Source organism: Streptomyces sp. L500 (genome assembly GCF_054551825.1).
Genome location: NZ_JBTOLC010000058.1, coordinates 1 through 24,579, shown reverse-complemented (window position 1 = coordinate 24,579; position 24,579 = coordinate 1). Strand labels below are relative to the sequence as shown.

The window sequence follows — 24,579 nt, the reverse complement described above, 5'->3', positions numbered from 1 at the left end:
GCAGTGGCTCCTCAAAGCAGTGGAAGGCCCGAACGATGCTCATCGTCCAGAAATACGGCGGCTCCTCGGTGGGGAGCACCGAGCGGGTCCGGCGCGTCGCGGAACGCATCGTCGCCACACACGACGAGGGCCACGACGTCGTCGTGGTGGTCTCCGCCATGGGCGACACCACCGACCGTCTCCTCGGGCTGGCGCGGGAGATGGCCCCCGTCCCCTCCCGCCGCGAGCTGGACATGCTGCTGAGCGCCGGTGAGCGCATCTCCAACGCGCTGATGGCCATGGCGGTCCAGACGCTGGGGGTGCCGGCCTGCTCCTTCTCGGGCCAGCAGGCGGGTGTGATCACCAGCTCGGTGCACGGCCGGGCCCGGATCATCGGTGTCGAGCCCACCCGGGTCCGGCAGGCGCTGGACCGCGGGCTGGTCGTGCTGGTCGCGGGGTTCCAGGGCGTCAGCCGGGAAACCGGCGAGGACACCACGCTGGGGCGCGGCGGTTCCGACACCACGGCCATCGCGCTGGCCGCCGCGCTCAAGGCGGACGTCTGCGAGATCTACACCGACGTGGACGGCGTCCACACCGCCGACCCCCATCTGGTGCCGCAGGCCAGGCCGCTGTCCCGGCTGGACTACGACACGATGCTCGAGCTGGCCGCGAGCGGCGCCAAGGTGCTGGCCCCGCGCAGCGTGGAGTACGCGCGCCGGCACCGGGTGACCGTGCGCGTCCGCGCCGCCGAGGGCGGCTGCCCCGGCACCGTGGTGACGGCGTGCGCGGACGAACCGGAGCGCGGGGCGTGCGCGGAACACGCCGCCTGTCCGGAGCGGGCGCCGTTCGTGGGCGTCGCGCACGACCTGTCCACGGCCGAGATCACCGTGACCGCCGTCCCGGCCCGGCCGGGGGCCGTGTCCGCGGTGTTCCGGGTGGTGGCGGACGCCGGTGCGGAGATCGACACGGTCGTCCAGTCGGCGCCGCGCGAACCCGGGGAAGAGCCCGGCGAAGGGGCGGGCGAACGAGCCGGTGACATCAGGTTCGTCCTCCCGAAGAGCGACGTGCCCACCGTGCTCGCGGCGCTGTGCGAACACCGTGCCGAGATCGGCCATACGCATGTGACCAGCCGCGACGACATCGGCCGGGTCTCGCTCATCGGCTCCGGCGTCCGGACGGGCACGGGCGCGATCGCGGCGTTCTGCGAGACGCTGGCCCGGGCGGACGTGCGGTTCGAGTCCATCACGGCGACGGAGACCCGGATCTCGGTGCTCTGTCCCGCGGACCGGCTCCCGGGCGCGCTGCGCGCGCTGCACCGGTCCTTCGGTCTCGGCGCGGACGCCGAACCGGCCAAGCGCCTCGTGCCGTCCGGCCGGGCGGCGCCGGCGGACGCGGGGGCCGAACCGGCGCGTGCGGGCGTCTGCCGGTAGCTCGCCACTGGCTCTTACACAGAGCTAAAATGATGGTATGGCCGCAGGGAGTCTTCCCGACGAGCTCGCCGGGGTTCTGTCCGGTATCCAGCGGATGGCCCGCCGGAGGCTGTGGCACGGCCTTCCGGTACCACGGCCCCGTGGCGCCCAGGTCGAACTGATGCGGCTGGTCACGGCCCGCCCCGGCATCGGCGTCTCGGCCGCCGCCCGCGAGCTGTGCCTGGCCGCCAACACCGTCAGCACCCTCGTCAATCAATTGATGTCGGCCGGCCTGCTGCGCCGGGAGGCCGACCCCGGGGACGGGCGCGCCGTGCTGCTCTTCCCGACGCCGTCGTGCGGGGAACGGCTTCGGGACTGGGACGCGCGGCGTGCCGCGCTCTTCCGGGACCACGTCCGGGAGCTCACGGACGAGGACCGGGCGGCCCTTGCCGCGGCGCTGCCGGCGCTGCGCAGGCTGGCCGCGTCGATGCGGGCGGCGGAGCCCGTCTGACCATCACGGAGGTGCCATGACCACGTCCCTCCCCCACCACGTCGGGGCCGCCGGGCTGAGCGCCGACGGCGCGGCGCTCAGCTGTGTCGACCTCCACTACGCGTTCGGCGCCACCAAGGCCGTGGACGGCTTGGACCTGCGGGTGGAGCAGGGCGAGGTGTTCGGCCTCCTGGGCCCCAACGGCGCGGGCAAGACGACCACGATCCGCGCGATCACCACGCTGCTGCCCGTCCCGCCGGGCGTCGTCGAGGTCTTCGGACACGACGCGGCCCGGCAGAAGATGGCCGTCCGGCGGCTGCTCGGCTACGTGCCCCAGCAGTTGTCCGCCGACGCCGGCCTCACCGGCCACGAGAACGTGGCCCTCTTCGCCCGGGTCTTCGACGTCCCCCGCCGTGAACGCGCCGCGCGCGTCGCGCAGGCGCTGGACGCGGTCGGCCTGACGGATGCCGCGCGGCGGTCCGCCGGAACGTACTCGGGCGGCATGGTCCGTCGTCTCGAGCTCGCCCAGGCCCTGGTGAGCGCCCCGCGCCTGCTGATCCTGGACGAGCCGACCATCGGCATGGACCCGATCGCGCGCGACAGCGTCTGGGAGCGTATCTCCGACATCCGCGCGGGCACGGGCATGACCGTGCTGGTGACCACCCACTCCATGGAGGAGGCCGACCAGCGCTGCGACCGGCTGGCGCTGATGCACCGGGGGCGCGTCCGGGCCCTGGGCACGCCCGAGGAGCTCAAGGCCGAACTGATCGCCCACCGCCGGGAGTCCGGCGACGCGGATCCGCGGCCGCCCTCCCTGGAGGACGTCTTCCGGCACTTCGCGGGCAGCGGCCTGGGCGACCCCGGCCCCGACGAGCAGCGAGGGGAGTTCAGCGATGTCCGCCGTACCCGCCACACCGCGTCCCGCGTCGGCTGACGCCGTGCCGGACGGGCCCGTCGCCCCCGACCAGCGGTTCGCGCTGCTGCTGGCCCCGCCGCGCGCCCGCGGCGGGCTGCGGGTCGTCCCGGCCCGGGTGGCCGCGATGTGCGTGGTCGAGCTGCAGAAGCTGCGGCACGACCGCACCGAGCTCTACACCCGGGCCGTCCAGCCGGCGCTCTGGCTGCTGGTCTTCGGCGAGACCTTCACCCGGATGCACGTCATCCCCACGGGAAACGTCCCGTACATCGACTACCTCGCCCCGGGGATCATCGCCCAGTCGGCGATGTTCATCGCCATCTTCTACGGCATCATGATCATCTGGGAGCGGGACTCCGGCGTTCTCACCAAGCTCCTGGTCACCCCCACCCCCAGGGCCGCTCTGGTGACGGGCAAGGCCTTCGCGTCCGGGGTGAAGGCGGTGATCCAGGCCGTGGTCGTGATCGCCATCGCCGCGGTGCTGGGCGTCGCGCTCACCTGGAACCCGCTGCGGCTGCTGGGCGTTGTCGTGATCGTCCTCCTCGGCTCGGCCTTCTTCGCCTGCCTGTCGATGGCGATCGCCGGGATCGTGCTCACCCGCGACCGTCTCATGGGCATCGGCCAGGCCATCACCATGCCGCTGTTCTTCGGCTCCAACGCCCTCTACCCGGTGGACGTGATGCCCGGCTGGCTGCGGGTGTTCAGCGCCGTGAACCCGCTCAGCTACCAGGTGGACGCCCTGCGCGGGCTGCTCATCGGCACCCACGCCCACCTCCTCGCCGACTTCGCCGTCCTCGCCCTCGCCACGCTCCTGGGCATCGCCGCGGCGGCCTCCCTGCTGGGCCGGCTGGCCCGCTGAGCTACGGGCGGCCGCCGCCGGACGTACCGGGCGTGCCGGGTGCGGCGGGCGGGTGGGCGTGCCCGGTGAAGACGCGTTCCAGCGCGCCCCATCCGGTGTCGTGGGCGCGCTCGGCGGCCTCGGCCCTCCCGCCGCCCCGGATGCCGAACAGCCGCTTGGCGAAGAGCAGATACAGCACGACGGCCAGGTTGATGACCAGCGTCAGGACCTTGGTGGCGCTGATCCGCCCGGTGAGCTCGTACACCTCCGGCACCAGCAGCACCGACGTCGCCACGAAGGTCAGGTACTCCGCCCACCGCTTCGCGTACCAGAGCCCCACGGCCTCGACCCCTTCGAGGACCGCGTACGCCGCCAGGACCAGGCCGACGAGCCAGAGCGTGGCGGCGTGCGCGGCGAAGGCCCTGTCGAGGTCCTTGAGCAGCCCGTGGTTCGCCATCCCGCTCGGCCCTCCGACGCCGTTCTGGATGGCGTCGACGATCCGGTAGAACGGCTTCTGGAGCCGGCCGCGCTCATGGGCGAACACGAAGACGGCGGCGGCGAGCACGGCCAGAACGACGAAGTGCACCATCCGGTCGACGGCGATCAGCCGCAGGACGTACCGGTCCCGCAGCGGCCTGCCCCGCAGCGGGAGCGCGATCTCCACCCGGGCGGGCGGGAACTCCCGCTCCGGCGAGGCGGGCGCGGGCAGCGGCAGCCACGCGTCACAGCGGAGGCAGCGGTGCCAGCGCGCCCCGTCGGCCGTCTCGCGGACGACGAGCGCGTCCTCGTGGCGCACGGCGGCGGCGTCGGTGCCGACGAGGCGGTGCCCGTGGAGGGCGCAGTCGATCAGCTCGTAGACGGGGGCGCGGCGGCGTCGGCGCGGCCCGGGGTGGGGGTGCGCGCCGGGAGCGGGTACGAGGGCGGGCTTTTCCGTCACGGTCGTGGAGTATGCCCGGGTCCGGCGGTGCTACGCCCATGGGTGGGCAAACCGTGGGCGAGCCGACCGGGCACCGGCTATCTACCGTTCGAGTGAACCGACATGAGCGTTTGTGCTGTCAGAACGCCGAAGGCGTCCCTGTACCGTAGCGGCGGCGGATTTCCCGGGCGGACGGTCCCGGCGACGACGGAGGCGGAGAGACCTTGAACGATCCCGGCCGGACCGAGGCGTACACGGCCGAGGACCGCGCGACCATGACCGGGCCCGCGTGCGCGTTCCTCGACCAGTGGCTGGCCACCATGGACACCGCGCTGTCGGAGTGGCGCCGGGCCCATCTCCCGGCCGGTTTCCCCTTCGACTTCGGCCTGGATTCGCTGGACGCGCTGGAGCCGCTGCTGCTGTCGCGCTTCCCGGACCGGGCCGCCATCGACGCCGCGTCCAACGCGGACTTCACGACCGGTGCCGTGCGCTACATCGGCGAGACGCTGCTGCGCGCCGTGCCCGCCCGGTGGGGCTACGAGGACCGCGGCGCGGAGGACACCCACCGCTACAACCGGGTCCCGGTCGTCCGCTCCAACACCCCCGCCGCCTTCATGGAGGCGGTGGCGCCCCATCTGGCCCTCCACCTGCTGGTCCGCGACCGGGGGCTGGGGACGCTGCGGCAGTTCACCGGCCCGCTCCTCGACGCCCACGAGGCGGCGGAACTCGCGGGCGGCTGAACCGTCACCGGGCCGTGTACGTCAGGCAGTCCGCCGCGTCCTGGAGGGCGGCCACCGTGATGCCGGGCGCCTGGCACTCGAGCCCGACGTTGTGGAGGCACCCGGCCATGTGGCAGGCGCCCACCCGCCCCACGGCGGAGGTGTCGCCGCCCTTGACCGGGTGCACGAAGAACGTGTCGCAGCGCGCGCGGGTCGCGTCGCCCACGGTGATGGCCAGGGCATGGCAGGCGCTGTCCTCGTTGTACGCGCACTCGGCGACCTCGCACACGGCCACCTGGGGCATCTCCACAGCGCTCTCCTCGTTCCTGGGGGTTCGCGCCTGATGCCTTCCTCGGGTATGAGGTCGTGACACCGCCCGTCCCGTCCGTTCACCCGGAAGCCGGGGCCGGGCGGTCCGGTCGGCGGTCCGGTCGGCGGCCCTGTCGCGCCAGCAGTTCCCTCTCCTGTTCGGGGCTGAATCCGCGCCGGAGCGGGGGCAGACCGCGGGCGCGGTCCCAGGCGAGGACGTCGGCTGCCGTCACCTCCAGCGGGGTCGCGGGCAGGCCCGCCGCGCGGGCGCGGGCCGGGCTGCGCTGCTGGGAGGGCCGGTCCGGGCGCAGCAGGGGGAAGAGCGGTGGCAGCTCTTCGGGGGCCACCGTCACCGGGACGATCTCGACCCGTGTCCCGGCCACGCGGGCGCAGGTGCGGATGAGCCCGCCGAGCGTGGTGGGTTCGGCGGGGCCCACGGCGTGGAACGCACCGGGGCGGTCGTCGGCGAGCAGCCGGCCGACGAGGCGGGCCAGGTCGCGCGAGTCGACGATCTGGACCGGCTGGGCGGGGTCGGTGGGCAGGGCGACGCGGCCGCCGAGGGCGGCCCGCCGCACCCAGTAGGTAAAGGTGTCCGACGGGTCGTGGGGGCCCGCGACCTTGCCCGGCCGGACGATCGTGGCCCGGGTGCCGTACCGGGCCAGGACGTCGTCCTCGCAGGCGACCTTGCACGGCCCGTACGTGGAGTCGTCGAGCACCTCGGTGTCGCGCACGGGCGGGCGGCGCGGGATGTCCTCGTCGGAGCCGGGCCGCAGGCCCGTGTTGTCGTAGACGGCGTGGCTGGAGATGAACAGGTACCGGCCGACGCGGTCGCCCAGCGCGTCCATGGCCTGGCCGACGTGGCGGGGGACGAAGCCGCTGACGTCCACCACCGCGTCCCAACGGCCGTCGCGCAGCGCGGCGTAGTCGCCGGTGTCGCGGTCGCCGATGAGCCGGGTCAGCCCGGGGAACAGGTCGGTGCCCGTCCTGCCCCGGCTGAACAGGGTCACCCGCGCGCCGGCGCGCAGGGCGTCCTCCACGATCGCGCGGCCCACGAACGACGTGCCGCCGAGCACGAGAACGCTCATGTCCATGGCGTGGTCCATGGCCGTCGACCCTACCCGGCGGGGTCCCGGGCGGAAACCGCCGGGCGGGCGCGGGTGTTCACCGCGCGCGGCGCCGGAGGGCGATGACGTTGTCGGTGACGGTGGCCGTCCGTCCGTCGGGGCCGGTGACCTGGCGGGCGGGGGTGTCCAGGCGCTCGGTGTGCCACTCGTCGAGCGCGAGGCCCAGCGCGGCGAGTTCCTCCCGCGGGGTGGGGACGGCGGCGTCCTCGTGGGGGTGCCAGGACCACGGGGGGACGGTGGCATGGGTGACGACGAGCAGGAGGCCGCCGGGCGCGACCTCCTCCGCGACCGCGCGCAGGATCCGTTCGCGGGGCAGTTCCACGTTCGACTGGAAGAACTGGGCGGAGACCAGGTCGAAGGGGCCGTCGGGGAGGGTGCGGGCCAGGTCGTGCCGCTGGAAGTCGATCCGGTCCGCGACGCCCGCCTCGGCGGCGTGGCCCGCGGCCCGCTCCAGGGCGGTGGCGGCCACGTCGGCGGCGGTCACCCGCCAGCCGCGCCGGGCCAGCCAGACCGCGTCGGCGCCCTCGCCGCAGCCCAGGTCGAGGGCGGTACCGGCCGGCAGCGGCGCGACGACGTCGACGAGGACGGGGTTCGCCCGGCCGCTCCACACGCGTGCGCGCTCCCGGTAGCGCCGCTCCCAGTACTCCGCGACGTCGGTGGCGACGTCCTCGGCGCGGTGGTCGTGCCGGTGCTCGCTGATGCTCATCAGGGGTCCTCCCTCTCGGTTCACCGTGAGCCTCGCCCGGACCCCGCCCGCTTGACAAAAATTCTTGCCGGATCGGCAAATAGGGGGATGACCGACGACGACATTCCCCAGGTGCTCAGCGCTGTCGGCCCCCGGCTGCGGGCGCTGCGCCACGAGCGCGGGGTCACCCTGGCGCGGCTGAGCGAGACCACCGGGATCTCGCTCAGCACCCTCTCCCGGCTGGAGGCCGGGCAGCGCAAGCCGACCCTCGAACTGCTGCTGCCGCTGGCCAAGGCATACGGCGTCCAGCTGGACGAGCTGGTCGGCGCGCCGCCCACCGGCGACCCGCGCGTCCACTCCCGCCCGTTCACCCGGAACGGGAAGACCTTCATCCCGCTGACCCGCGACCTCGGCGGCGGTCTGCGCGCCTTCAAGCACATCGTCCCGGCCAAGGCGACGAAGGACGTCCGGCCCGAGCAGAAGACCCACGAGGGCTACGAGTGGCTCTACGTGCTGTCGGGGCGGCTGTGGCTGGCGCTCGGCGAGCACGATCTCGTCCTCACCGCCGGAGAGGCCGCCGAGTTCGACACGCGCGTCCCCCACGGCTTCGCCAACGCCGGTGAGGAGCCGGTGGAGTTCCTCAGCCTCTTCGGCCCGCAGGGCGAGCGGATGCACGTACGGGCCCGGCCCGGCGGCGCGTGACGGGCGCGCGGGGCGGGCTACCGGCGCCCCGAGGGGGGTAGAACCACCCCCGTCGGCGGCGGACGGTGGGAGTGGTGCGGGTGAAGTGGCGGGACCGGCTGCGGTACTGGTTCGACAGCACCATGGACCGTGGCACACCGGCCCTCATCGGCTGGCTGGCGCTGACGTCGGTGGTGCTGATCGCCGTCACGACCGTGCTGGTGGTGACCCTCACCGACGAGGACACCGAGGCCAACGGCGGCTGGGCGGGCGTGGCGTGGATGAGCATGCTGCGCACCCTGGACCCCGGCACCATGGGCGGGGACCACGGCGGCTGGGTGTTCCTGGCGCTGATGCTGATGGTGACCGTCGGGGGCATCTTCATCGTCAGCACCCTCATCGGTGTGCTCACCACGGGGCTGAACAACCGGATCCAGCAGTTGCGCAAGGGGCACTCGCAGATCATCGAGAGCGGCCACACCGTCGTCCTGGGCTGGTCGGAGCAGATCTTCACGGTCGTCGCCGAGCTGGTCGAGGCCAATCAGAGCGAGCGGCGCTCCTGTGTGGCCATCCTGGCGGACCACGACAAGGTGGCCATGGAGGAGCAGATCCGGCTGCGGGTCCCCGAGACCCGCCGGACACAGGTGATCTGCCGGTCGGGCAATCCGCTGAAGCAGGCGGACCTGGAGCTGGTGAGCCCGGACACGGCGAAGGCCGTCATCGCGCTGCCGTCGTTCTGCCGGGACAGCGACACCAAGGTCATCAAGATGCTGCTGGTCCTCAACAACCGGCCGTGGACCAGGGGACGGCCGCCGCTGATCGCGGCCGTGCAGGACGCGGGCAACCTCGCCGCCGCCCGGCTCGCGGCGGGGCCGAGCGGACTGGTGGTCGACGCGGACGACCTCGCCGTGCGGCTGACCGTGCAGTCGCACCGGCAGTCCGGCCTGTCCACGGTCTGCAACGAATTGCTGAGCTTCTACGGCAACGAGATCTACATCGTCGAGGAACCGGCCCTCGCCGGGGTGGCCTTCGGCGACGCCCTCCACCGCTACTCCCTCGGCGTGCCCATCGGCGTGGCCCGGGCGGAGGGCATGATCCTGCTGAACCCGCCCATGGACACCCTCATCGGCGCGGAGGACGGCGTCATCCTCGTCGCCGAGGACGACGAGTTCATCCGGCTCGCGGACGAACCGCCGCCGATCGTGGAGAAGGCGATCGCCAGGGGCGCCTGGCGGCCACCGGCCCCCGACCACACGCTGCTGATCGGCTGGAACTCCCGGGCCACGAAGATCATCGAACTGCTGGACCGGTTCACCCGGCCCGGCTCCACCCTCGACGTGGCCTCCCCCGGCCGCCCGGCCGGCTTCGACGACCTGGCGCCGGAGCGCCTCGCCCTCGGGCACAAGCCCTGCGAGCCGACGAACAGACGGTCGCTGGAGGCCCTCTCCCCGGGCGACTACCAGCACATCCTCGTCCTCTCGGACGAGGCCGTCGACCCCGAACGGGCCGACAACCACACGCTGGTGACCCTTCTCCACCTCCGCGACATCGAAGTCGGCCTCGGCGACCCCTACTCGATCGTCTCGGAGATGAACAACGACAGCAACCGCGAGGTCGCCCAGGTCACCAAGGCCGACGACTTCATCGTCAGCAACAAGCTGATCTGCCTGCTGCTGACGCAACTGGCCGAGAACCAGCGGCTCTACCGGGTGCTGCGCATCCTGCTCGACCCGGCCGGCTCGGAGATCTACCTCAAGCCGGCGGACCACTATCTGGTGCCCGGCGCCGAGGCCACCTTCGCGACCGCCGTCGAAGCCGCCCGCAGACGGGGCGAGGTCGCGATCGGCTACCGCCTCGGCCGGGACCGCGACACCGCGCCCTCGTACGGGGTGTGCCTCAACCCGTCCAGGACCGAGCCCTTGACCCTGTGCGAAGGGGACCAGATCGTCGTACTCGCGGAGGAGGGGTGACAGGCGTGACAAAATACTTCATTGCTTGCGCAAGTCGGGAACCATAGGTTTTGGCCTGGCGTTATGCGAAATGACAACACCGCGCGATGACAGCACGCGGTCCAGCGAACTCCGGAGGAAGAACATGGCCGTGACCCTGGCCAAGGGCGGCAACGTCTCACTGAGCAAGGAGGCCCCGGGCCTGACGGCCGTCATGGTCGGGCTGGGCTGGGACGTGCGCACCACCACGGGTGCCGACTACGACCTCGACGCCTCCGCCCTGCTGTGCGACACGGCCGGGAAGGTCCTCTCCGACGAGCACTTCGTGTTCTTCAACAACCTCCGCAGCCCCGAGGGCTCGGTGGTGCACTCCGGGGACAACCTCACCGGCGGCGGCGACGGGGACGACGAGCAGATCCAGGTCGCGCTGGGCCAGGTACCGCCCGGGGTCGCCCGGATCGTCTTCCCGGTGTCCATCTACGACGCCGACCAGCGCGGCCAGAGCTTCGGGCAGGTGCGCAACGCGTTCATCCGCGTGGTGAACCAGGCCGACGGCCGTGAGCTCGCCCGCTACGACCTCACCGAGGACGCCTCCACCGAGACGGCGATGGTCTTCGGCGAGCTCTACCGGCACGGCGCCGAGTGGAAGTTCCGGGCCATCGGCCAGGGTTACGCCTCCGGGCTGGCGGGCATCGCCTCGGACTTCGGCGTCAACGTCTGACGGTCAGTGGGAATCCCCGGCGCGGGTGATGCCCGGGGCGGGTGAGGAGGCGGACGGCGCATGGCAGCTCGGCGACCCTTGAGGCGGCTCGCCGCGACGGTCGTGGCGACCGCGGCGGCGGCCGGGGCCCTCACGGCCTGCGGCGGCACGGGCGACCGGGCCGCGCCGCCGCCCGCCTCGGCGAGCCCCGGCGCGCCGGGCGGGCCGTCACCGTCCGCGAACCAGGACCCCGCGCGCTTCGCGCCCCAGGTCGTGAAGCACGCGGGCCGGGCGAAGATCGACGCCCAGCTGCTGATGGCGATCCTCTACAACGAGTCGTACAAGCCGCACGACCCGGCGCTGGAACGGGCCTGGCAACGGATGAAGCCCGATTCGGCGTTCGGCATCGCCAATATGCACAAGGCGGCCTTCGACGACACCAAACAGGGCCGCGACTTCGCGAACCGGTCGTGGGACGAACTGCCCGACGATCCCGGCCTGGCCGTCGAAGCGGCGGCGTGGTACCTCCACGACCTGGCCGCCCAGCTGCCGGGGCAGCCGTCCGGCCCCTACACCAGGAACGAGCTGCTGGCGCTGGGCTACAACGCCGGCGCGGGCAACATGAGCGCGTTCGCCCGGGGCGCGAAGCCCGGCCCCCAGGCCCAGTCGTACCTGGACCGGCTCCGCTCCAACTGGGCGAAGGCCGGACAGGCCGTCAAGCGATAGGGCCTCCGCCGGGGGCACTCAGCCGACCACCCGCAGACCGAGCGCGGCGCACACGGCGGCGGCCTGCTCCGGTGAGATCACCGTGCCGCGCAGCCGGGACACCACGGTCTCGCCGATCTCGCCGAGGTCGGCGCCGCGCAGATCGGCGCCGTCCAGCCGGGCGTCCCTCAGATCGGCCCCGCGCAGCCGGCAGTCCTCGAAGACCGCGTCCCGCAGATCGGTGCGGTGAAGGTGTGCCTCGGTCAGGTCGCAGCCGGTGAGGTGGATGCCGCGCACGGCCGTGTCGCGCAGGTCGACGAGCTGCATCGCGCAGTTCCGCAGGGTCAGGGTGACGGCCAGGCCGCGCAGCGCGGACAGGTCCGCGCCGGTCATCCGGCAGCCCGTGAACGCGGCGTCGTCCAGCAGGGCCCGGGTGAAGCAGGAGTTGGCGAGGTCGGTCCGCTCGAAGACGGCGTCGCCGAGGTCGGCGTCCTCGAAGTCCGCCGAGGCGAAGGAGCCGCCCTCGAAACGGGCCCGCGTCAGCACCGCCTCCGTGAGACGGGCCCCGACGGCGACGCAGTCGTCGAACACGGCCTCGTCGAGATCGGCGCCGCGCAGATCGGCCCCGCTGAGGTCGCAGCGGCGCAGCACGATGGGAGCCGTGCGCCGGGCGAGGGCCACGCGCAGGTCCAGGCCGGCGAGGTCGAGGCCGGTGGGCTCGTCCTGCGCGGCCAGCGCGTCGAGGGCGTCCTGCGGGGTACGGGGAGCGGCGTTCATGCCGCCAGCATAGGCAACCGGCGAGAGGGGTTCCGCCGGCCGCCCATCGCGTCCCTCGGTGCCGCCCGGGCCACGGGACTTGAGCACACCGCACCGCCGCCCGCGCCCGGTCCGGCCGGGTCAGCTCCCGACGCTCCGACGAGCCGTCACCCACGCGGGTGTCCCGGGGGCCGTCCCGGGCGATCGTGGGTCCGTGCGGTCCGACGGCCCGTGCCGCACACGGATCTCAGCCACGGACAGATCTCAGGAACATACGGAGCTCAGGGACAGGAGCACGCCACCATGGCCATCGTCGTCACATTCCAGGTCGAGGGCACCGCGGGTCAGAAGCTCTACGACGACTGCATCACCCGGATCACCAACGGCCGCGGCTTCACCTCGCCGGCCGACCTGCCCGTGCCCGGCCTCCTCGCGCACATCGCGGGTCCGGTGGACGGCGGCTGGCGGGTCGTCGACGTCTGGGAGTCCTCCGAGGCGCTGGAGGCCTTCGCCAAGCACCTCGGCCCCATCCTGGCCGAGCTGGGGTACGCCGATCTGCATCCCGACGTCACCCCCGCCTACAACGTCGTCCTCCGCTGACCGGACCACCACCGGCGGGCCCGCGCCGCACTCCCCTGCGATGCGGCGCGGGCCGCCCCGGCGTCGACCTCCACCCTGCCGTCCCCCACGCCCCGGAACATCCCTCCGGGGGCGGGTGTCCCTCCGCCGTACGGCGGAGGCCCTACGACCACGGGTCGTACCGTGGCGTCATGACACCGCTGAGCTTCGACCGCCTCCGCGCCGAAATCCTCACGCAGACCGACCTGTTGCGGTCGCATGTCAAAGGCGCGGACCTCCGCGTCCCCGTGCCGTCCTGCCCCGGCTGGAACCTCGGGCAGTTGCTGCGCCACCTGGGCTGGGCGCACCGCTGGGCGGAGACGATCGTGCGGACGCGATCGCCGGAGGCCGTCTCCCACACGCGGCTCGACGACGTCGCCGGGTACGCCGACGAGGACGTGGCCGTGGTCGGCCCGTGGCTGGCCGAGGGCGCGGAGCTGCTGGTGGCCGCGCTGCGGGACGCCGGGCCGGGGGCGGTGGTGTGGACCCCGGTGCCCGGGGAGACCTCCCCGGCGTTCTGGGCCCGCAGGATGACGCACGAGACGGTCGTCCACCGGGCGGACGCGACGCTGGCAGCCGGTGGGGAGTTCACCGTCGACCATGACGTCGCCGTCGACGGGCTCGACGAGTGGATGTCCTTCGGCTCGGTACCGGAGGCGTTCGCCCCGGGTCCCGGGGTGCCCGCCCTGCTGGGCCCCGGCCGTACGCTCTCCTTCCGCGCGACGGGCGGCGCGCCCGGGGCGGGGGCGTGCTGGCGGGTCGACCTCACCGGCGACGTCCCCGTCTGCAGCCGTGGCCGCGAGGAGGCCGCCGTCGTCGCGAGCGCCCCGCCGGCCGACCTCCTGCTGTTCCTCTACGGCCGCCCCACGGTGGGCGGTGGCCCGGAGGTCAGTGGGGACGCGGCGCTGCTGGAGCTGTGGCGGGAGCGGACCGGCTTCTGGCTCCACGAGTGAGCGTGCCGCCGACGTAGGAATCCCGCCACGGAAGCGATCGGATCACGCCGAAAGGCGGGACACGCGGGGAGCCGGTGTCACCGGTGGGCGCGTCCTGCGGTTGTGTCTGCGTGCCACACCGTCACGCTCACACACCACGAAAGGGATCCGACGCCTCCATGACCCTCCACCGCACCGCCGTCCGGGCCGTCTCCTCCGCCGCGCTGGCCACGGCGCTCAGCCTCGTCCCCCTCCACATGGCCTCGGCGGCGCCGGCCGGCGTGGCCGTCAAGGCCGCCAATGCCTTCAAGGGCGACCCCGGCGACGGCGGGTGGCACGGCGACGGGCTGGAGCTCAACGCCGCCGACAACAAGAAGGTCGACACCTTCCTTCTCCGCGCCCGCCGCGCGGAGCGGAACATCAGCCCCCAGGTCCGGGCGGCGGCCGTGATCAGCCACGCCCAGGTGATCGGCTTCGACCACCGGCTGAAGTCCGCCGACTCGCTCAAGCGCAAGGTCGCCACCGCCCTGAAGGAGACCCCCGGCCGTTCCGTGGACCAGGCGCTGGCGGGCATCAGCGACTCCGTCCGCTACACCCTGCAGTGGCCCGACGGCCGGTACACGTCGGGCGTCGCCCTCGCCTCGTCGGTCCTGGCGGGCTGGGGCGACGACAACGTCAAGTGGTCCAACACCTGGAACCGTCCGAAGGGTTACAAGGGCGTCAATTCCGCGTGGAAGGAGCCGCGTTCGGGGCACGTCTTCGAGGTGCAGTTCCACACCCCGGCGAGCAAGCGGGCGCAGGAGGAGACCCACAAGCTCTACGAGGAGCAGCGGCTGCCCACGACCACGCCCGAGCGCAAGAAGGAGCTCCAGGAGCAGCAGGACGCGATCTTCGCCGCCGTGCCCGTGCCCGCCGGGGCACCGGAGCTGAAGGCCCCCGCGTCACGCCGCCAGCCGGCCCACCCCGCTCACCCCGTTCACTCCGCCGTCTGACGCAGGAGGGCGAACGCCTCCACCTCCAGCGGCAGCTCGGGCCGGAACAGCGCGGCCACCTGCACGGCCGTGCCGGCGGGCAGCGCCGCAGGTTCTCGAAGACCTGCCGTACCCGGGCGGCGGGGTCGCCCTCGCCGGCCACCTCGCCATGTGGATGAGTCGAGTGTCGGTCATGGCGGCACCCTGACCCGTGGAAGATCATTTCCGCTACCCGCCTACCGTGGTCGGGTGGACGGAACGAGAACGACCGAAGCGATGACGGCTCCCCGCACGCCGGGGCCCCGCCGGGACCCGGGGGCCGTGCTGGCGCCGGTCGCCGTGGCGGCGGCCGGGCTGGGGACGACGAGCCTGTGGTGGGCCTTGCCTGCCATGGCCGCCGCGTTCCTGGCCGGGCGTCTGTCGGGGCGGACCCGGCCGTTGGTGGTGGCGCTGACCGTGCTGGTGACGGCGGCGTCGATCGCCGTGGTGGCCGTGCCGGGGCTGCTGGTGCTCGGCAGCCGGTTCGTGGTCGTGGTGGTCGGGGCCGCGCTGCTGCCGTGGTTCGCGGGCCGGGTGTGGCGGCAGTACCAGGAGCTGACCCGGCTGGGCTGGGACCGCGCCGCGCGGCTCGAGCGCGAGCAGCGGCTGGTGGCGGAGCAGGCGCGGCTGCGCGAACGGGCGCGCATCGCCCAGGACATGCACGACGCCCTCGGGCACGACCTGAGCCTGGTCGCGCTGTCGGCGGGGGCGCTCAAGCTCGCCCCGGGCCTGGCGGAGGCGCACCGGGCGGCGGCCGAGGACGTCCGGGCCCGGGCGGCGGGCGCGGTCGAACGGCTGGGGCAGGTGATCGGCATCCTCCGCGAGGACGCGGACGGCGCGCCCACGGAGCCGGCGGACTTCGCCGTCGCGCGGCTGGTGGAGGACGCGGCGGCCTCGGGGCTGCCGGCCGTGCTGCGTGTCGAGGGCGAGGAGTACGCGATGCCGCCCGCCGTGGAGCGGGCCGCGCACCGGGTCGTCCAGGAGGCGCTGACGAACGTCGCCAAGCACGCCCCGGGCGCGGCGGTCACCGTGCGGCTCTCGCGGACGGCCGCGGAGGTCGTGGTCTCGGTGGAGAACACCGCCCCGCCCGCGCCCGGGGCCCCGCCCCTGCCCGGCGGCGGGCTGGGGCTGATCGGCCTGGACGAGCGGGTGCGGCTGGCGGGCGGCTCGTTCGACTGCGGTCCGCGCGGGGGCGGTTTCGCGGTGACGGCCCGGCTGCCGCGCACCCCGTCCGCGGCCGCCCGGCCCGTGTCCTCCCCGCCTTCCGCACAGGCCGGCGCGCTGCCGCCGGAGCACCGGCGGGCCCGGCGGCGGGCCGGCCGGGCCCTGGCCGCCGCGGTCGCGGTGCCGCTGCTGGCCACGGCGGTGCTCACGGGCGCCCTGACGGCGTGGGGCTCGCTGACGCTGTCCCACACCGTCCTCGACCCCGGCGACTACGCCGCGTTGCGCGTCGGGCAGAATCGCGCGGAGGTGGCGCGCGTGCTGCCCGACCGTCAGTTGCCGTACCGGCCACGGGCGTACGAACCGAAGGGGCCGGGGATCGAGTGCGAGTACTACGCGGTGACGGCCGCCCGGTTCGTCTCGAGTTCCGGGGACGCGTACCAGCTCTGCTTCCAGGGCGGCCGGCTGATCGGCCGTACCGTCTTCGGCGGGTGAGCGGGCGGTGATCCGGGTCCTGATCGCCGACGACGAGCCGATGGTCCGCGCGGGCGTCCGGGCGGTGCTGGCCACCGACCCGGAGCTGACGGTCGTCGCGGAGGCGGGCGACGGCGCCGAGGCGGTGGAGCTGGTCCGCCGGCACCGGCCCGACGTGGCCGTCCTCGACGTCCGCATGCCGCGCGTGGGCGGCATCGAGGCGCTGGCGTCGCTCCGGGTCGCCGCGCCCGACACCGGCGTCGTGATGCTCACGACATTCGGCGAGGACGACTACATCCTCCAGGCGCTCGCGGGCGGCGCCGCCGGATTCCTCGTCAAGTCGGGCGCGCCCGAGGAGCTCGTCGCGGGCGTCCGCGCGGTGGCCGGCGGCGCCGCGTACCTGTCACCGAAGGTCGCCGCCCGGGTGGTGGCCCATCTCGCCGCCACCGGCGCCGGGTCCGCCGCCGGCCGGCGCGCCGCCGCCCGGGAACGGGTCGCGGCCCTCACCGCCCGCGAGCGGGACGTGCTGGCCCATGTGGCCGCCGGGCTGTCCAACGGGCAGATCGCGCGGCGGCTGCACGTGGTGGAAGGCACCGTCAAAGCGCACGTCAGCTCCATACTGGCCCGGCTGGGCGTCGACAACCGTGCCGCGGCCGCCGTCATGGCCCACGAAGCGGGTGTGACGCCCCCGGCCGCCCCGGTCCGCTCCGAACCGTGACATCAGCCGGGCCACCGGCTCGACCGTGACCTGCGACAGCGCGAGGGACAGCACGACCGCGGCCGCCGCGCCGAGCACGGAGCCTGCCAGCACGTCGTGCGGGTAGTGGACGCCCACGGCGACCCGCAGCAGCGCGCCCGCCGCGCCCAGCGGCAGGGTCACGACGGCGAGCCGCGGCCGTGCCAGGGCCACGCCGACGGCGATCGCGACGGCGAGGGTCGAGTGGTTGCTGGGGAAGGACCAGTCCCCCACCCCGGGACACGGATCGACGGCCGTGACACCGCTCAGCGCCCGGCAGGGCCGCTCCTCGTCCACCGTCGTCTTCAGGACCTCGCTGATCCCGTACGCCACGACGGTGGCGACACCGGCCAGCACCACCGCGGCGACCGTCCGCGCGTCCCCGCGGCGCAGCCCGCGCAGGCCGGTCCACACGAGCAGCAGCCCGAGCACCACCAGCGTCCCCTCGGTGGCCAGGCCGAGCGACGTCCCCACCCACCCCGGCGCGTCCGCCGCCGCCCCGGCGAGCGACCGGTACACGGAGACGGAGGCCCCGCCGGTGACCTCGACGGCCCCGCCCGGCCCGGGCGTCCCGCCGGGCGTCAGCCACCACAGCAGCCCGGCGGCCGCGACCGCGACCCCCACGGCGGCCGCCGGCCGCCACCCGGGCCGGCCGGTGCTCGTTGACGTTCGTTTCCTGTCACGCTGTTCCATGAGCCCGAACCTACGGACCCGCAACCGGCGCCACCCCTGCCGAACGGCATCGCCGACCCCTGACGATCGTCAGGGTTGCGAAGGCGCCAGAGGGGCGGGTACAGCGAGGAAGGGGCCCAGGGCGGTCAGGCTGTGCTCCACCGCCTCGGCGCCGTAACGGAGCATCCGGTGCTCGTACGCGTCGACGGCGTCGGGCAGGGTGCGGCGGCCCGCGTGGGCGTCGACGAGCAGGCTCCGCAGCAGGTCGGCGTCGCGCAGTGCCGTGTTGGCGCCGTTGCCGCCGCTGGGGGACGTGGCGTGGATGGCGTCCCCGAGCAGGGTCACGGGTCCCAGGGGCCACCTCTGTCCCGGCCGCACCACCCGGATGGAGAGCAGGGTGCTGTTGTCGGGGTCGGCGGCCTCCACGACGGCCCGCACCTCGGGGTGCCAGCCCTCGGTCCGGGCCAGTACGGTCCGCTGCGCCCCGTCGCGGCCGGGTTCGGGCGCCTGGCCGGGCGGCAGCAGCATGGCCCAGCGGAGGTAGTCGGCGGTGCCGGGCAGCGAGAGCCCGGGCGTCAGCTCGGCCGCCGCCTCCCGCGGCGGCCGGCGGAAGCGCATCAGGCCGAGCAGCATGCTCACGTCCCGGTCGACGACCCGGGTGCCGAAGCCGGGGACCAGACCGGCGAAGCGGTCGGTGAGCGGCGTACGGCCGATGACGAACCGGACGCCGGTGTCGTGGGGGCGGACGGCCGGCGCCAGCCGGGCCCTTACGGCGGAGTTGACGCCGTCGGCGCCGACCAGCAGATCGGCCGTGGTGGTGGACCCGTCCGCGAAGCGGGCCTCCACCCGGCCGTCGGACCGCACGTGATAGCCCGTCAGCTCCTGGCCGAAGCACAGGGCGTCGTCGAGCCCCGCGAGCAGGATGTGGCGCAGGACGTGCCGGTCGGCGGCGGTGGCCCCCTCCGTCGGTTGCTCGTGGAGCGGGCGCAGCCGCGGGTCGACGGCGCGGGCGGGGCCCGTCATGTCGCCCAGGGTGGCCTCGACCAGGGAATAGAGGTCTTCGGGCAGGCAGCCGCGCAGCGCGGCGCGCCCTTGTTCGGCGAGGCCGATCCGGAAGCCCTGGAAACGAGCTGTGACGCCCGGGTCCTTCTCGTGGACCGTCACGTCGACGCCGGCGCGCCGGAGCCCCTGCGCCAGACACAGCCCTCCCAGCCCCGCGCCGATCACGATGACACGCATGTCTCCCCCTTATTGAGCACTGCTCAATTGAACACCGCTCAAGCTACTTGGTCGGTGTTCAATTCCGCAAGGAACAGCGGGCATCATGGGACGGCGAAGGAACAATGGGAGGTTCGCGATGCCGCTGGACAGGTCAGTCGTGCTGAAGGCCGCGCTGGAGCAGCTCGACGAGGTGGGGCTGGACGAGTTCTCCACCCGCAAACTGGCGGCCGCGCTGGGCGTGCGGGTCGGCGCCCTCTACTGGCACTACCCCAGCAAGCAGGCGCTGCTGGACGCGATGGCCGAACACATCGCCGCCGACGCGGCGGCCGCACCGCTGCCCGAGGGGGACTGGGCGGAGCGGCTGGCCGCGATCGCCCGGGCGCACCGCGACGCCATGCTCGCGCGTACCGACGGGGCGCGGGTCATCGCCTGCATGAGCGCGCCTGGCCCCATGGCGCGCGCCTTCTTCGAGCGGCTCGTCGGCGTGCTCCGGGGGGCGGGGCTGGACGCCGAGGCCGCCGCCTCCGCCGCCGACGTCCTGACCAGCTACGTCAACGGGTTCACCGTCGAGGAGCAGGCCCGTGGGCTGCGGCGACAGAGCACGGCCGAGCGCGAGCGGCTCTTCGGCTTCGGCGTCTCCGTGGTGATCGCCGGGCTGCGCCCGCTGGTCGAGGGCTGAGCCCGGGGGCCGTTCGGCTCAGCCCGTGATGTGCCCGCGCGACGGGGCGGCCCTCCCCCTCAACGGCCATCCTCCTCAACGGGCGGCCTCCTCACGACCAGCCTTCTCAACGGGCGTTCCCCGCGCGGGAACCGTCTTCCCGGGCTTCCCGCCGGCGCGCGGGAGGAGGGCCGCCGGGAGCAGGCCGAGGGCGGTGACCCCGGCCAGGACCAGGAGGGCCGGGCCCATCCTGGGGGCCGCGCCCCCGCCGGCCTGCGGTCCGGTGAGCATCATGCCCGCGGCGACGGCGATGCCGAACGCCGGACCGACGTTCATCGCGGTCTGCTTGAGACCGCCGACGACCCCGGCGTACCCGGGCGGGGCGTCGCCGACGACCGTCCCGGTGGCGGTGACCATCACGGTGGCGAACCCCGCGCCGAGCACCGCGAAGGCGGCACCGGCGACCGTCCACGGGCTGTCCGCGTCGAGCCGGGAGAGCCCGGCGACGCCGAGGACGACGAGGAGCGACCCGGCGGTCGCCATGCGGCGTGGGCCGTGGCGGCGCAGGGCGGCGGCCGCGACGGGCGCGCCGAGGACCATCAGCACGGTCAGCGGCAGCACGCGCAGGCCGCAGTCGAGCGGGCCGTACCCGAGGACGTTCTGCAGGAAGAACGTCGTCACGAACAGCGCCCCGAACATGCCTGCCGTGGTGAGCAGCAGGAGCGTCATCGACGCCGTCACCGGCACGGACCGGGCCACGGCGCGCGGCACGATCGGCTGTGGCGTGCGGCGTTCGTGCGCGGCGAACGCCGTCGCGAGTGCCGCGACGGCCACGAGGCCGAGGAGCGTGGGCGGGGCCGTCCAGCCGTGTTCCGGTACGCCGACGAGGGTGTGGACCAGGGCCGCGAGCGCCGTCGTGAGGAGGGCGGCGCCGGGGAGGTCGAGCCGCTGGGAGCCGTCGCGGGGCGGCGCGGGGGCGCGGACGGCGAGGGTGACCGCGGCGCTCGCGAGGGCGACCGGCACGTTGATGACGAACACCGCGCGCCAGCCCAGCGGGCCGACGAGGGCGCCCCCGAGCACGGGTCCGGCCGCGGCCGCCACCCCGATCGCGCTCGCGCGGAGGGCGACGGCGCGGGCGAGCCGTTCCTCCGGGTACGCCGACCTCAACAGGGCGAGGGTCGCGGGCTGGAGGAGCGCCCCGAACACGCCCTGGGCGGCGCGCAGTCCGATCACCCAGCCGATGCCGGGCGCGAGCGCGATGCCCGCCGAGGCGGCCGCGAAGCCGATCAGTCCGAGGCGGAGCATCAGCGGGTGCCCGTACCGGTCGCCGAGGCGTCCGGCGACGACGAGGAGCGCGGCGACGGCCAGCAGATAGCTCGTGCTCGTCCACTGGACCTGGGCGACGCCCGCGCCGAAGTCCCGTTGCAGGCTGGGCTGCGCCACGCTCAGCACCGTGCCGTCCAGCGCGACGATCATCGCGCCGGCCACGCTGACGAGGAGGACGAGGCGGGCGCGCGCGGTCTCCGTCACGGGTTCACCGGACCGAGGTGGGCGTCCAGGGCGGCGGTGACGAGCGCGTCGAGCGGGGCGGGGAGGAGGCGGCCGGCTCCGGCGCGTTCGCCGGCGGGGGTGCCGAGGGCGAGGGGCAGGCTCTCCGAGGTCCAGAGCTGGGCGATGCCGTGGAGGTTGGCCCAGAGGGCGGCGGCCGCGACGTCCGGGCGGTCGTCTCCGTCCGCGCGTGCGCGGCAGTGAGCGACGAGCCCGGTGAGGAGGCCGAACAGGGGGAGCGTCGACTCCCGGAGCCGGGACCCGGCCTCGTTCGGCTCGTGCTTCTCGCTGTCCAGCAGGTCGTGGCGGAACATCAGCTCGAACATGCCGCGGCGCTCCAGCGCGTATCCGACGTACGTCCGGGCCAGGGCGTCCAGCCGGGCGCGCGGCGTCGCGGTCTCTTCTGTGATGGCGGCGACGCGGGCACCGAGGTCAGCGAAGCCGCGGCGGGCGATCGCGGAGAGGAGGGAGTGGTGCGTCGGGAAGTACCGGCGCGGGGCCCCGTGCGACACACCGGCGCGACGGGCGATCTCCCGCAGGCCCAGCGCGGCGGTGCCCTCGCTCAGCACGAGCTCCACTCCGGCGTCGATCAGCCGTTCCCGGAGGGAGGAGGTATCGGGTTCCTGTGACATGCGCACTGTCTATCATCGGGGCGTAGACACTGTCTACGCGCTGCGGCGCGTGCCTCGCCCGATGGGACATGAACCGAGTGCGGCTGGGCAGGCGAACGGCAGGAGGTAAACGACTGATGGTTCCGATCCTTCTCGTCCTGCTCCTCGCCCTGCTCCTCTTCGGAGCGGGGTTCGCCATCAAGGTGCTGTGGTGGATCGCCGTGGCCGTACTGGTGATCTGGCTGCTGGGCTTCGTGATGAGGTCCACCGGGCCCGGTGGCACACGGGGGCGGTGGTACCGGTGGTGAGCGACCCCGAGCCGTTCCCCGCATGGGCCGCCAGGATGTGACATACCTTCAGGGGTGAGATCCATTCTGATCAGCCGGCGCTCCCGGCTGCCGGTCGACGAGGCGTGGCTGCGGCTCACGGACTGGGAGCGGCACGGGGCGCACGTCCCGTTCACGCGCGTCGTGGTGACGACGCCGCCGCCGACGGGTGTGGGGACGCGGTTCACGGCCCGGACCGGGGTGGGGCGGGCGGCGTTCGAGGACGTCATGGAGGTCGTCCGCTGGCATCCGCCGGCCGGGGGCCGCCCGGGCCACTGCCGGCTGGAGAAACGCGGCTCCCTCATCACCGGCTGGGCCGAGCTGGAGGTGGGCCCGTCCGGGTCCGGCTCCTGGATCGTCTGGCGCGAGGTCCTGCACATCGCGGGACTGCCGGCGGCGTTCGACTCGGTGACGGCCCTGTGCGGCCACTGGGTCTTCGGCCGGGTGGTCCGGCGGCTGATGGAGGGGTGACGCGGCTGACGGAGGGGTGACGCGTGCCCGCGCCGGGGTCAGCGCAAGCGATCGACCTCGGCATCCGCCGCCTCCGCCGCCTCCCGGGCCGCCTGCCAGGCGCGTTCCGCCTCGTGGAGACGGTCACGGACCTCCCCCACCGTCTCCTCGGCGGAGCTCCGCCGGGCCCTGGCGGCGTCCAGTTCGGCGGTCAGCTCCGCGAGGTGCTGCCCGGCCGTGCGCTCGTCACGCTCCGCCCGGTCGGCCGCCTCCCGGACGCGGGCCAGTTCCGCCTCGCAGGAGCGGACGTCGGCGGCCGCCCGCTCGGCCCGGCGCCGGGCGCGGTCGAGCTCCTCGCGCCGCCGCTCCCGCCGGCGCCGCTCACGCGCCTCGGCCAGGTCGGTGACCTCGGTCCCCTCCCCGGCCCCGGTCTCCCGGCCGGGCGCGGCCGGCGCCGGCGGGGCCGCCAGCCGGTCCGCCGGGCCGGGGAGCAGCCCGGGAAAGCCGGGCACCCCGGCCGGCGGCCGGGACAACCGGCCCGTGGCCCACTCCTCCGCCGCCCCGGCGTCCGCGAGGACGGCGTACAGGGTCTCCTCGACCTCACGCGCCACGGCGTCACCGACCGGATGCCCGGCCTCCTCCGCCAGCAGGCGGGCCTCCCGCGACAGGGAGGCGACCAGGACGCGCTGCCGACGCCCGAGCTCCCGCAGCTGCCCGCCGTCCAGCGCCCGGTGGGCCTCGCGCAGCCCCTCGCCGAGGCGGACGAGCGCGTGGGCCTCGTCCGGCCGTTTCCGTACGAGGAGGTTGCACACCCAGGCCGCCAGGGTGGGGCGGCGCAGGGCCTTCAGACGGTGGGCCAGCCGCCGGTCGCCGTCGCGGACGGCCCGCGCGGCGAGCCGGTCACGGGCGGCGGTGAACTCCTCCGGCCGCAGCAGGAAGAGCTCGTCGGCGACGCTGTCGACGTCCATGGCCGTCGCGTGCGGAACGCCGCGCGGGCGAACGGGCGGCGGCTACTTGTGCTTCTTCCTCAAGGTCTGCCGCGTCTTCTCCATGACGTCGCGGAGGTCGCCCTTGGCCCGCTCGTAGCGCCCCTGGGCCTCCATGCGCCGGTCGCCGGTCATCCGGCCGGCGGTCTCCTTGATCAGGCCCTTCGTCTGCTCGGCCTTCGCCTTGACCCTGTCCTTGGCGCTCATCCGGAGTCCGCCTTTCACAAGCGAGATGCTGCGGTCGTGGTGGTGCGGTCGTCGTGGTGCGCTCGTCCCCTCCGTCCACGAGTGTCGGGGGGCGGCGGCGCGGGCGCATGCCCCGTACGGCATACGGCTGAACCGGCCCCTCCCCGGACCCGGCGGCGTGCGCACCGCCGGAACGGGTACCCGCCAGGCATGCGGAAGACGGTGAGCGCATGGGACCGGGCCCTGTTCCAACGGGTCGCGACCCATCACTGGCCGGCGGGCGACCGGGTGCTGCCGCGGCTGTCGCGCGGCGCCGACCACGGGGTGCTGTGGCTCGGCGTGGCCGCCGGCGCGGCGCTGCTGGGCGGCCGGCCCGCCCGGCGCGCCGCGCTGCGGGGCGTGGCCTCGCTGGCGGTCGCCTCGGCGACGGTGAACACCCTCGGCAAGCGGACGGTACGGCGCGGCCGGCCGGTGCTGGACGCGGTACCCCTGGTCCGCCGGCTGCCCCGGCAGCCGTTCACCACCTCCTTCCCCTCGGGGCACGCCGCCTCGGCCGTCGCCTTCACCACGGGCGTCGGCCTGGAGAACCCCGCCTGGGGCCTGGCCCTGGCACCGCTCGCCTGGTCGGTGTGCTTCTCCCGCGTCTACACGGGGGTGCACTACCCCGGCGACGTCCTGGCCGGCGCCCTCCTCGGCGCGGGCGCCGCCCTCGCGGTGCGCGGCGCCCTGAGCAGGGACGACGAGGCGAACGGGGTGTGAAAAGGCACCCCGAAACCTTGGTATTCTTTTCCACGTCGCCACGGGAAATCCCGGCGGT

Annotated in this window: 27 protein-coding genes and 2 pseudogenes; 18 read left to right on the top strand and 11 right to left on the bottom strand. The window is 74.4% G+C overall.

The genetic code is table 11. The features are described from left to right. Window positions 1-35 precede the first annotated feature (35 nt). From ACX9I7_RS29765 to ACX9I7_RS29750, 4 genes are read left to right on the top strand one after another with little or no spacing between them, the layout of a single operon-like run. Window positions 36-1,409, top strand: a complete 1,374-nt coding sequence (locus tag ACX9I7_RS29765) for an aspartate kinase (RefSeq protein WP_459389078.1) — start codon at window positions 36-38, stop codon at window positions 1,407-1,409. Between the two features lie 37 nt (window positions 1,410-1,446). Beyond that, window positions 1,447-1,899: a MarR family winged helix-turn-helix transcriptional regulator gene (locus ACX9I7_RS29760; RefSeq protein ID WP_189450003.1), complete on the top strand. Its 453-nt coding sequence runs from the start codon at window positions 1,447-1,449 to the stop codon at window positions 1,897-1,899. Between the two features lie 16 nt (window positions 1,900-1,915). Beyond that, on the top strand, window positions 1,916-2,812 hold the full coding sequence (locus ACX9I7_RS29755; protein ID WP_387569750.1) for an ABC transporter ATP-binding protein: 897 nt from the start codon (window positions 1,916-1,918) through the stop codon (window positions 2,810-2,812). Continuing rightward, a complete protein-coding gene (locus ACX9I7_RS29750; protein ID WP_387569747.1) occupies window positions 2,772-3,650 on the top strand; it encodes an ABC transporter permease in 879 nt (292 codons plus the stop codon). Before ACX9I7_RS29755 ends, ACX9I7_RS29750 begins: the two co-directional genes overlap by 41 nt. Before the next feature lies 1 nt (window position 3,651). On the opposite strand, the gene ACX9I7_RS29745 is transcribed toward ACX9I7_RS29750, so the two are convergent. Further along, entirely contained in the window at window positions 3,652-4,566 is a 915-nt protein-coding gene (locus ACX9I7_RS29745; protein WP_459389077.1) for a DUF2127 domain-containing protein, read from the bottom strand. 203 nt (window positions 4,567-4,769) lie between these two features. On the opposite strand from ACX9I7_RS29745, the gene ACX9I7_RS29740 reads away from it, so the two are divergent. Further along, on the top strand, window positions 4,770-5,285 hold the full coding sequence (locus ACX9I7_RS29740; RefSeq protein ID WP_459389076.1) for a hypothetical protein: 516 nt from the start codon (window positions 4,770-4,772) through the stop codon (window positions 5,283-5,285). Window positions 5,286-5,289: 4 nt separating this feature from the next. Here the strand turns inward: ACX9I7_RS29740 and ACX9I7_RS29735 are convergent, their stop codons facing one another. From ACX9I7_RS29735 to ACX9I7_RS29725, 3 genes are all read right to left on the bottom strand, one after another. Next, window positions 5,290-5,568 carry a DUF1540 domain-containing protein gene (locus ACX9I7_RS29735; protein WP_206279985.1) on the bottom strand — a complete coding sequence of 93 codons (279 nt, stop codon included), beginning with the start codon at window positions 5,566-5,568 and terminating at the stop codon, window positions 5,290-5,292. Between the two features lie 85 nt (window positions 5,569-5,653). After that, entirely contained in the window at window positions 5,654-6,676 is a 1,023-nt protein-coding gene (locus ACX9I7_RS29730) for an NAD-dependent epimerase/dehydratase family protein (RefSeq protein WP_459389075.1), read from the bottom strand. A gap of 58 nt (window positions 6,677-6,734) precedes the next feature. Next, window positions 6,735-7,403, bottom strand: coding sequence for a class I SAM-dependent methyltransferase (locus tag ACX9I7_RS29725; RefSeq protein ID WP_459389074.1), 669 nt, complete (start codon window positions 7,401-7,403; stop codon window positions 6,735-6,737). A gap of 87 nt (window positions 7,404-7,490) precedes the next feature. On the opposite strand from ACX9I7_RS29725, the gene ACX9I7_RS29720 reads away from it, so the two are divergent. The 4 genes from ACX9I7_RS29720 (at window position 7,491) to ACX9I7_RS29705 (ending at window position 11,438) form a co-directional block, all read left to right on the top strand. Further along, window positions 7,491-8,084, top strand: a complete 594-nt coding sequence (locus ACX9I7_RS29720) for a helix-turn-helix domain-containing protein (protein ID WP_387569735.1) — start codon at window positions 7,491-7,493, stop codon at window positions 8,082-8,084. 74 nt (window positions 8,085-8,158) lie between these two features. Continuing rightward, window positions 8,159-10,033 carry a CASTOR/POLLUX-related putative ion channel gene (locus tag ACX9I7_RS29715; protein WP_459389073.1) on the top strand — a complete coding sequence of 625 codons (1,875 nt, stop codon included), beginning with the start codon at window positions 8,159-8,161 and terminating at the stop codon, window positions 10,031-10,033. 124 nt (window positions 10,034-10,157) lie between these two features. After that, on the top strand, window positions 10,158-10,733 hold the full coding sequence (locus tag ACX9I7_RS29710; protein ID WP_189450015.1) for a TerD family protein: 576 nt from the start codon (window positions 10,158-10,160) through the stop codon (window positions 10,731-10,733). Window positions 10,734-10,793: 60 nt separating this feature from the next. Further along, entirely contained in the window at window positions 10,794-11,438 is a 645-nt protein-coding gene (locus tag ACX9I7_RS29705; RefSeq protein WP_459389072.1) for a transglycosylase SLT domain-containing protein, read from the top strand. Window positions 11,439-11,456: 18 nt separating this feature from the next. Here ACX9I7_RS29705 and ACX9I7_RS29700 read toward each other — a convergent pair whose 3' ends face one another. Beyond that, a complete protein-coding gene (locus tag ACX9I7_RS29700; RefSeq protein WP_459389071.1) occupies window positions 11,457-12,194 on the bottom strand; it encodes a pentapeptide repeat-containing protein in 738 nt (245 codons plus the stop codon). 282 nt (window positions 12,195-12,476) lie between these two features. On the opposite strand from ACX9I7_RS29700, the gene ACX9I7_RS29695 reads away from it, so the two are divergent. From ACX9I7_RS29695 to ACX9I7_RS29675, 5 genes are all read left to right on the top strand, one after another. Continuing rightward, window positions 12,477-12,773 (top strand): hypothetical protein, encoded by a 297-nt coding sequence (locus ACX9I7_RS29695; protein ID WP_387569724.1) that lies wholly within the window; start codon window positions 12,477-12,479, stop codon window positions 12,771-12,773. A gap of 170 nt (window positions 12,774-12,943) precedes the next feature. Continuing rightward, complete coding sequence (locus ACX9I7_RS29690; protein ID WP_459389070.1) at window positions 12,944-13,744, top strand: maleylpyruvate isomerase family mycothiol-dependent enzyme; 801 nt, start codon at window positions 12,944-12,946, stop codon at window positions 13,742-13,744. Window positions 13,745-13,902: 158 nt separating this feature from the next. Continuing rightward, entirely contained in the window at window positions 13,903-14,715 is an 813-nt protein-coding gene (locus tag ACX9I7_RS29685; RefSeq protein WP_387569718.1) for an ATP nucleotide 3'-pyrophosphokinase, read from the top strand. Window positions 14,716-14,943: 228 nt separating this feature from the next. Beyond that, on the top strand, window positions 14,944-16,389 hold the full coding sequence (locus tag ACX9I7_RS29680) for a sensor histidine kinase (protein ID WP_459389069.1): 1,446 nt from the start codon (window positions 14,944-14,946) through the stop codon (window positions 16,387-16,389). A gap of 7 nt (window positions 16,390-16,396) precedes the next feature. Beyond that, window positions 16,397-17,086 (top strand): response regulator, encoded by a 690-nt coding sequence (locus tag ACX9I7_RS29675; protein WP_459389068.1) that lies wholly within the window; start codon window positions 16,397-16,399, stop codon window positions 17,084-17,086. Window positions 17,087-17,140: 54 nt separating this feature from the next. On the opposite strand, the pseudogene ACX9I7_RS29670 reads toward ACX9I7_RS29675, so the two are convergent. Beyond that, window positions 17,141-17,797: pseudogene (locus tag ACX9I7_RS29670) on the bottom strand (phosphatase PAP2 family protein); the annotation flags it as partial. 69 nt (window positions 17,798-17,866) lie between these two features. Next, a complete protein-coding gene (locus ACX9I7_RS29665; protein ID WP_459389067.1) occupies window positions 17,867-19,015 on the bottom strand; it encodes an FAD-dependent oxidoreductase in 1,149 nt (382 codons plus the stop codon). 85 nt (window positions 19,016-19,100) lie between these two features. On the opposite strand from ACX9I7_RS29665, the gene ACX9I7_RS29660 reads away from it, so the two are divergent. Then, window positions 19,101-19,676 (top strand): TetR/AcrR family transcriptional regulator C-terminal domain-containing protein, encoded by a 576-nt coding sequence (locus tag ACX9I7_RS29660; protein WP_459389066.1) that lies wholly within the window; start codon window positions 19,101-19,103, stop codon window positions 19,674-19,676. Window positions 19,677-19,751: 75 nt separating this feature from the next. On the opposite strand, the gene ACX9I7_RS29655 is transcribed toward ACX9I7_RS29660, so the two are convergent. Both ACX9I7_RS29655 and ACX9I7_RS29650 read right to left on the bottom strand, forming a co-directional pair. Further along, window positions 19,752-21,185 carry an MFS transporter gene (locus ACX9I7_RS29655; RefSeq protein WP_459389065.1) on the bottom strand — a complete coding sequence of 478 codons (1,434 nt, stop codon included), beginning with the start codon at window positions 21,183-21,185 and terminating at the stop codon, window positions 19,752-19,754. Continuing rightward, window positions 21,182-21,835, bottom strand: coding sequence for a TetR/AcrR family transcriptional regulator (locus ACX9I7_RS29650; protein WP_459389064.1), 654 nt, complete (start codon window positions 21,833-21,835; stop codon window positions 21,182-21,184). Before ACX9I7_RS29650 ends, ACX9I7_RS29655 begins: the two co-directional genes overlap by 4 nt. A 116-nt stretch (window positions 21,836-21,951) precedes the next feature. On the opposite strand from ACX9I7_RS29650, the gene ACX9I7_RS29645 reads away from it, so the two are divergent. Both ACX9I7_RS29645 and ACX9I7_RS29640 read left to right on the top strand, forming a co-directional pair. Next, a complete protein-coding gene (locus ACX9I7_RS29645; RefSeq protein ID WP_126912710.1) occupies window positions 21,952-22,122 on the top strand; it encodes a hydrophobic protein in 171 nt (56 codons plus the stop codon). Between the two features lie 54 nt (window positions 22,123-22,176). After that, window positions 22,177-22,611, top strand: coding sequence for an SRPBCC family protein (locus tag ACX9I7_RS29640; RefSeq protein WP_459389063.1), 435 nt, complete (start codon window positions 22,177-22,179; stop codon window positions 22,609-22,611). 38 nt (window positions 22,612-22,649) lie between these two features. On the opposite strand, the gene ACX9I7_RS29635 is transcribed toward ACX9I7_RS29640, so the two are convergent. Next, window positions 22,650-23,558, bottom strand: a complete 909-nt coding sequence (locus ACX9I7_RS29635) for a hypothetical protein (protein WP_459389062.1) — start codon at window positions 23,556-23,558, stop codon at window positions 22,650-22,652. Window positions 23,559-23,600: 42 nt separating this feature from the next. Beyond that, complete coding sequence (locus ACX9I7_RS29630; RefSeq protein ID WP_387569701.1) at window positions 23,601-23,783, bottom strand: CsbD family protein; 183 nt, start codon at window positions 23,781-23,783, stop codon at window positions 23,601-23,603. Window positions 23,784-23,972: 189 nt separating this feature from the next. On the opposite strand from ACX9I7_RS29630, the pseudogene ACX9I7_RS29625 reads away from it, so the two are divergent. Next, window positions 23,973-24,485, top strand: a pseudogene (locus ACX9I7_RS29625) (phosphatase PAP2 family protein); the annotation flags it as partial. Between the last annotated feature and the right edge of the window lie 94 nt (window positions 24,486-24,579).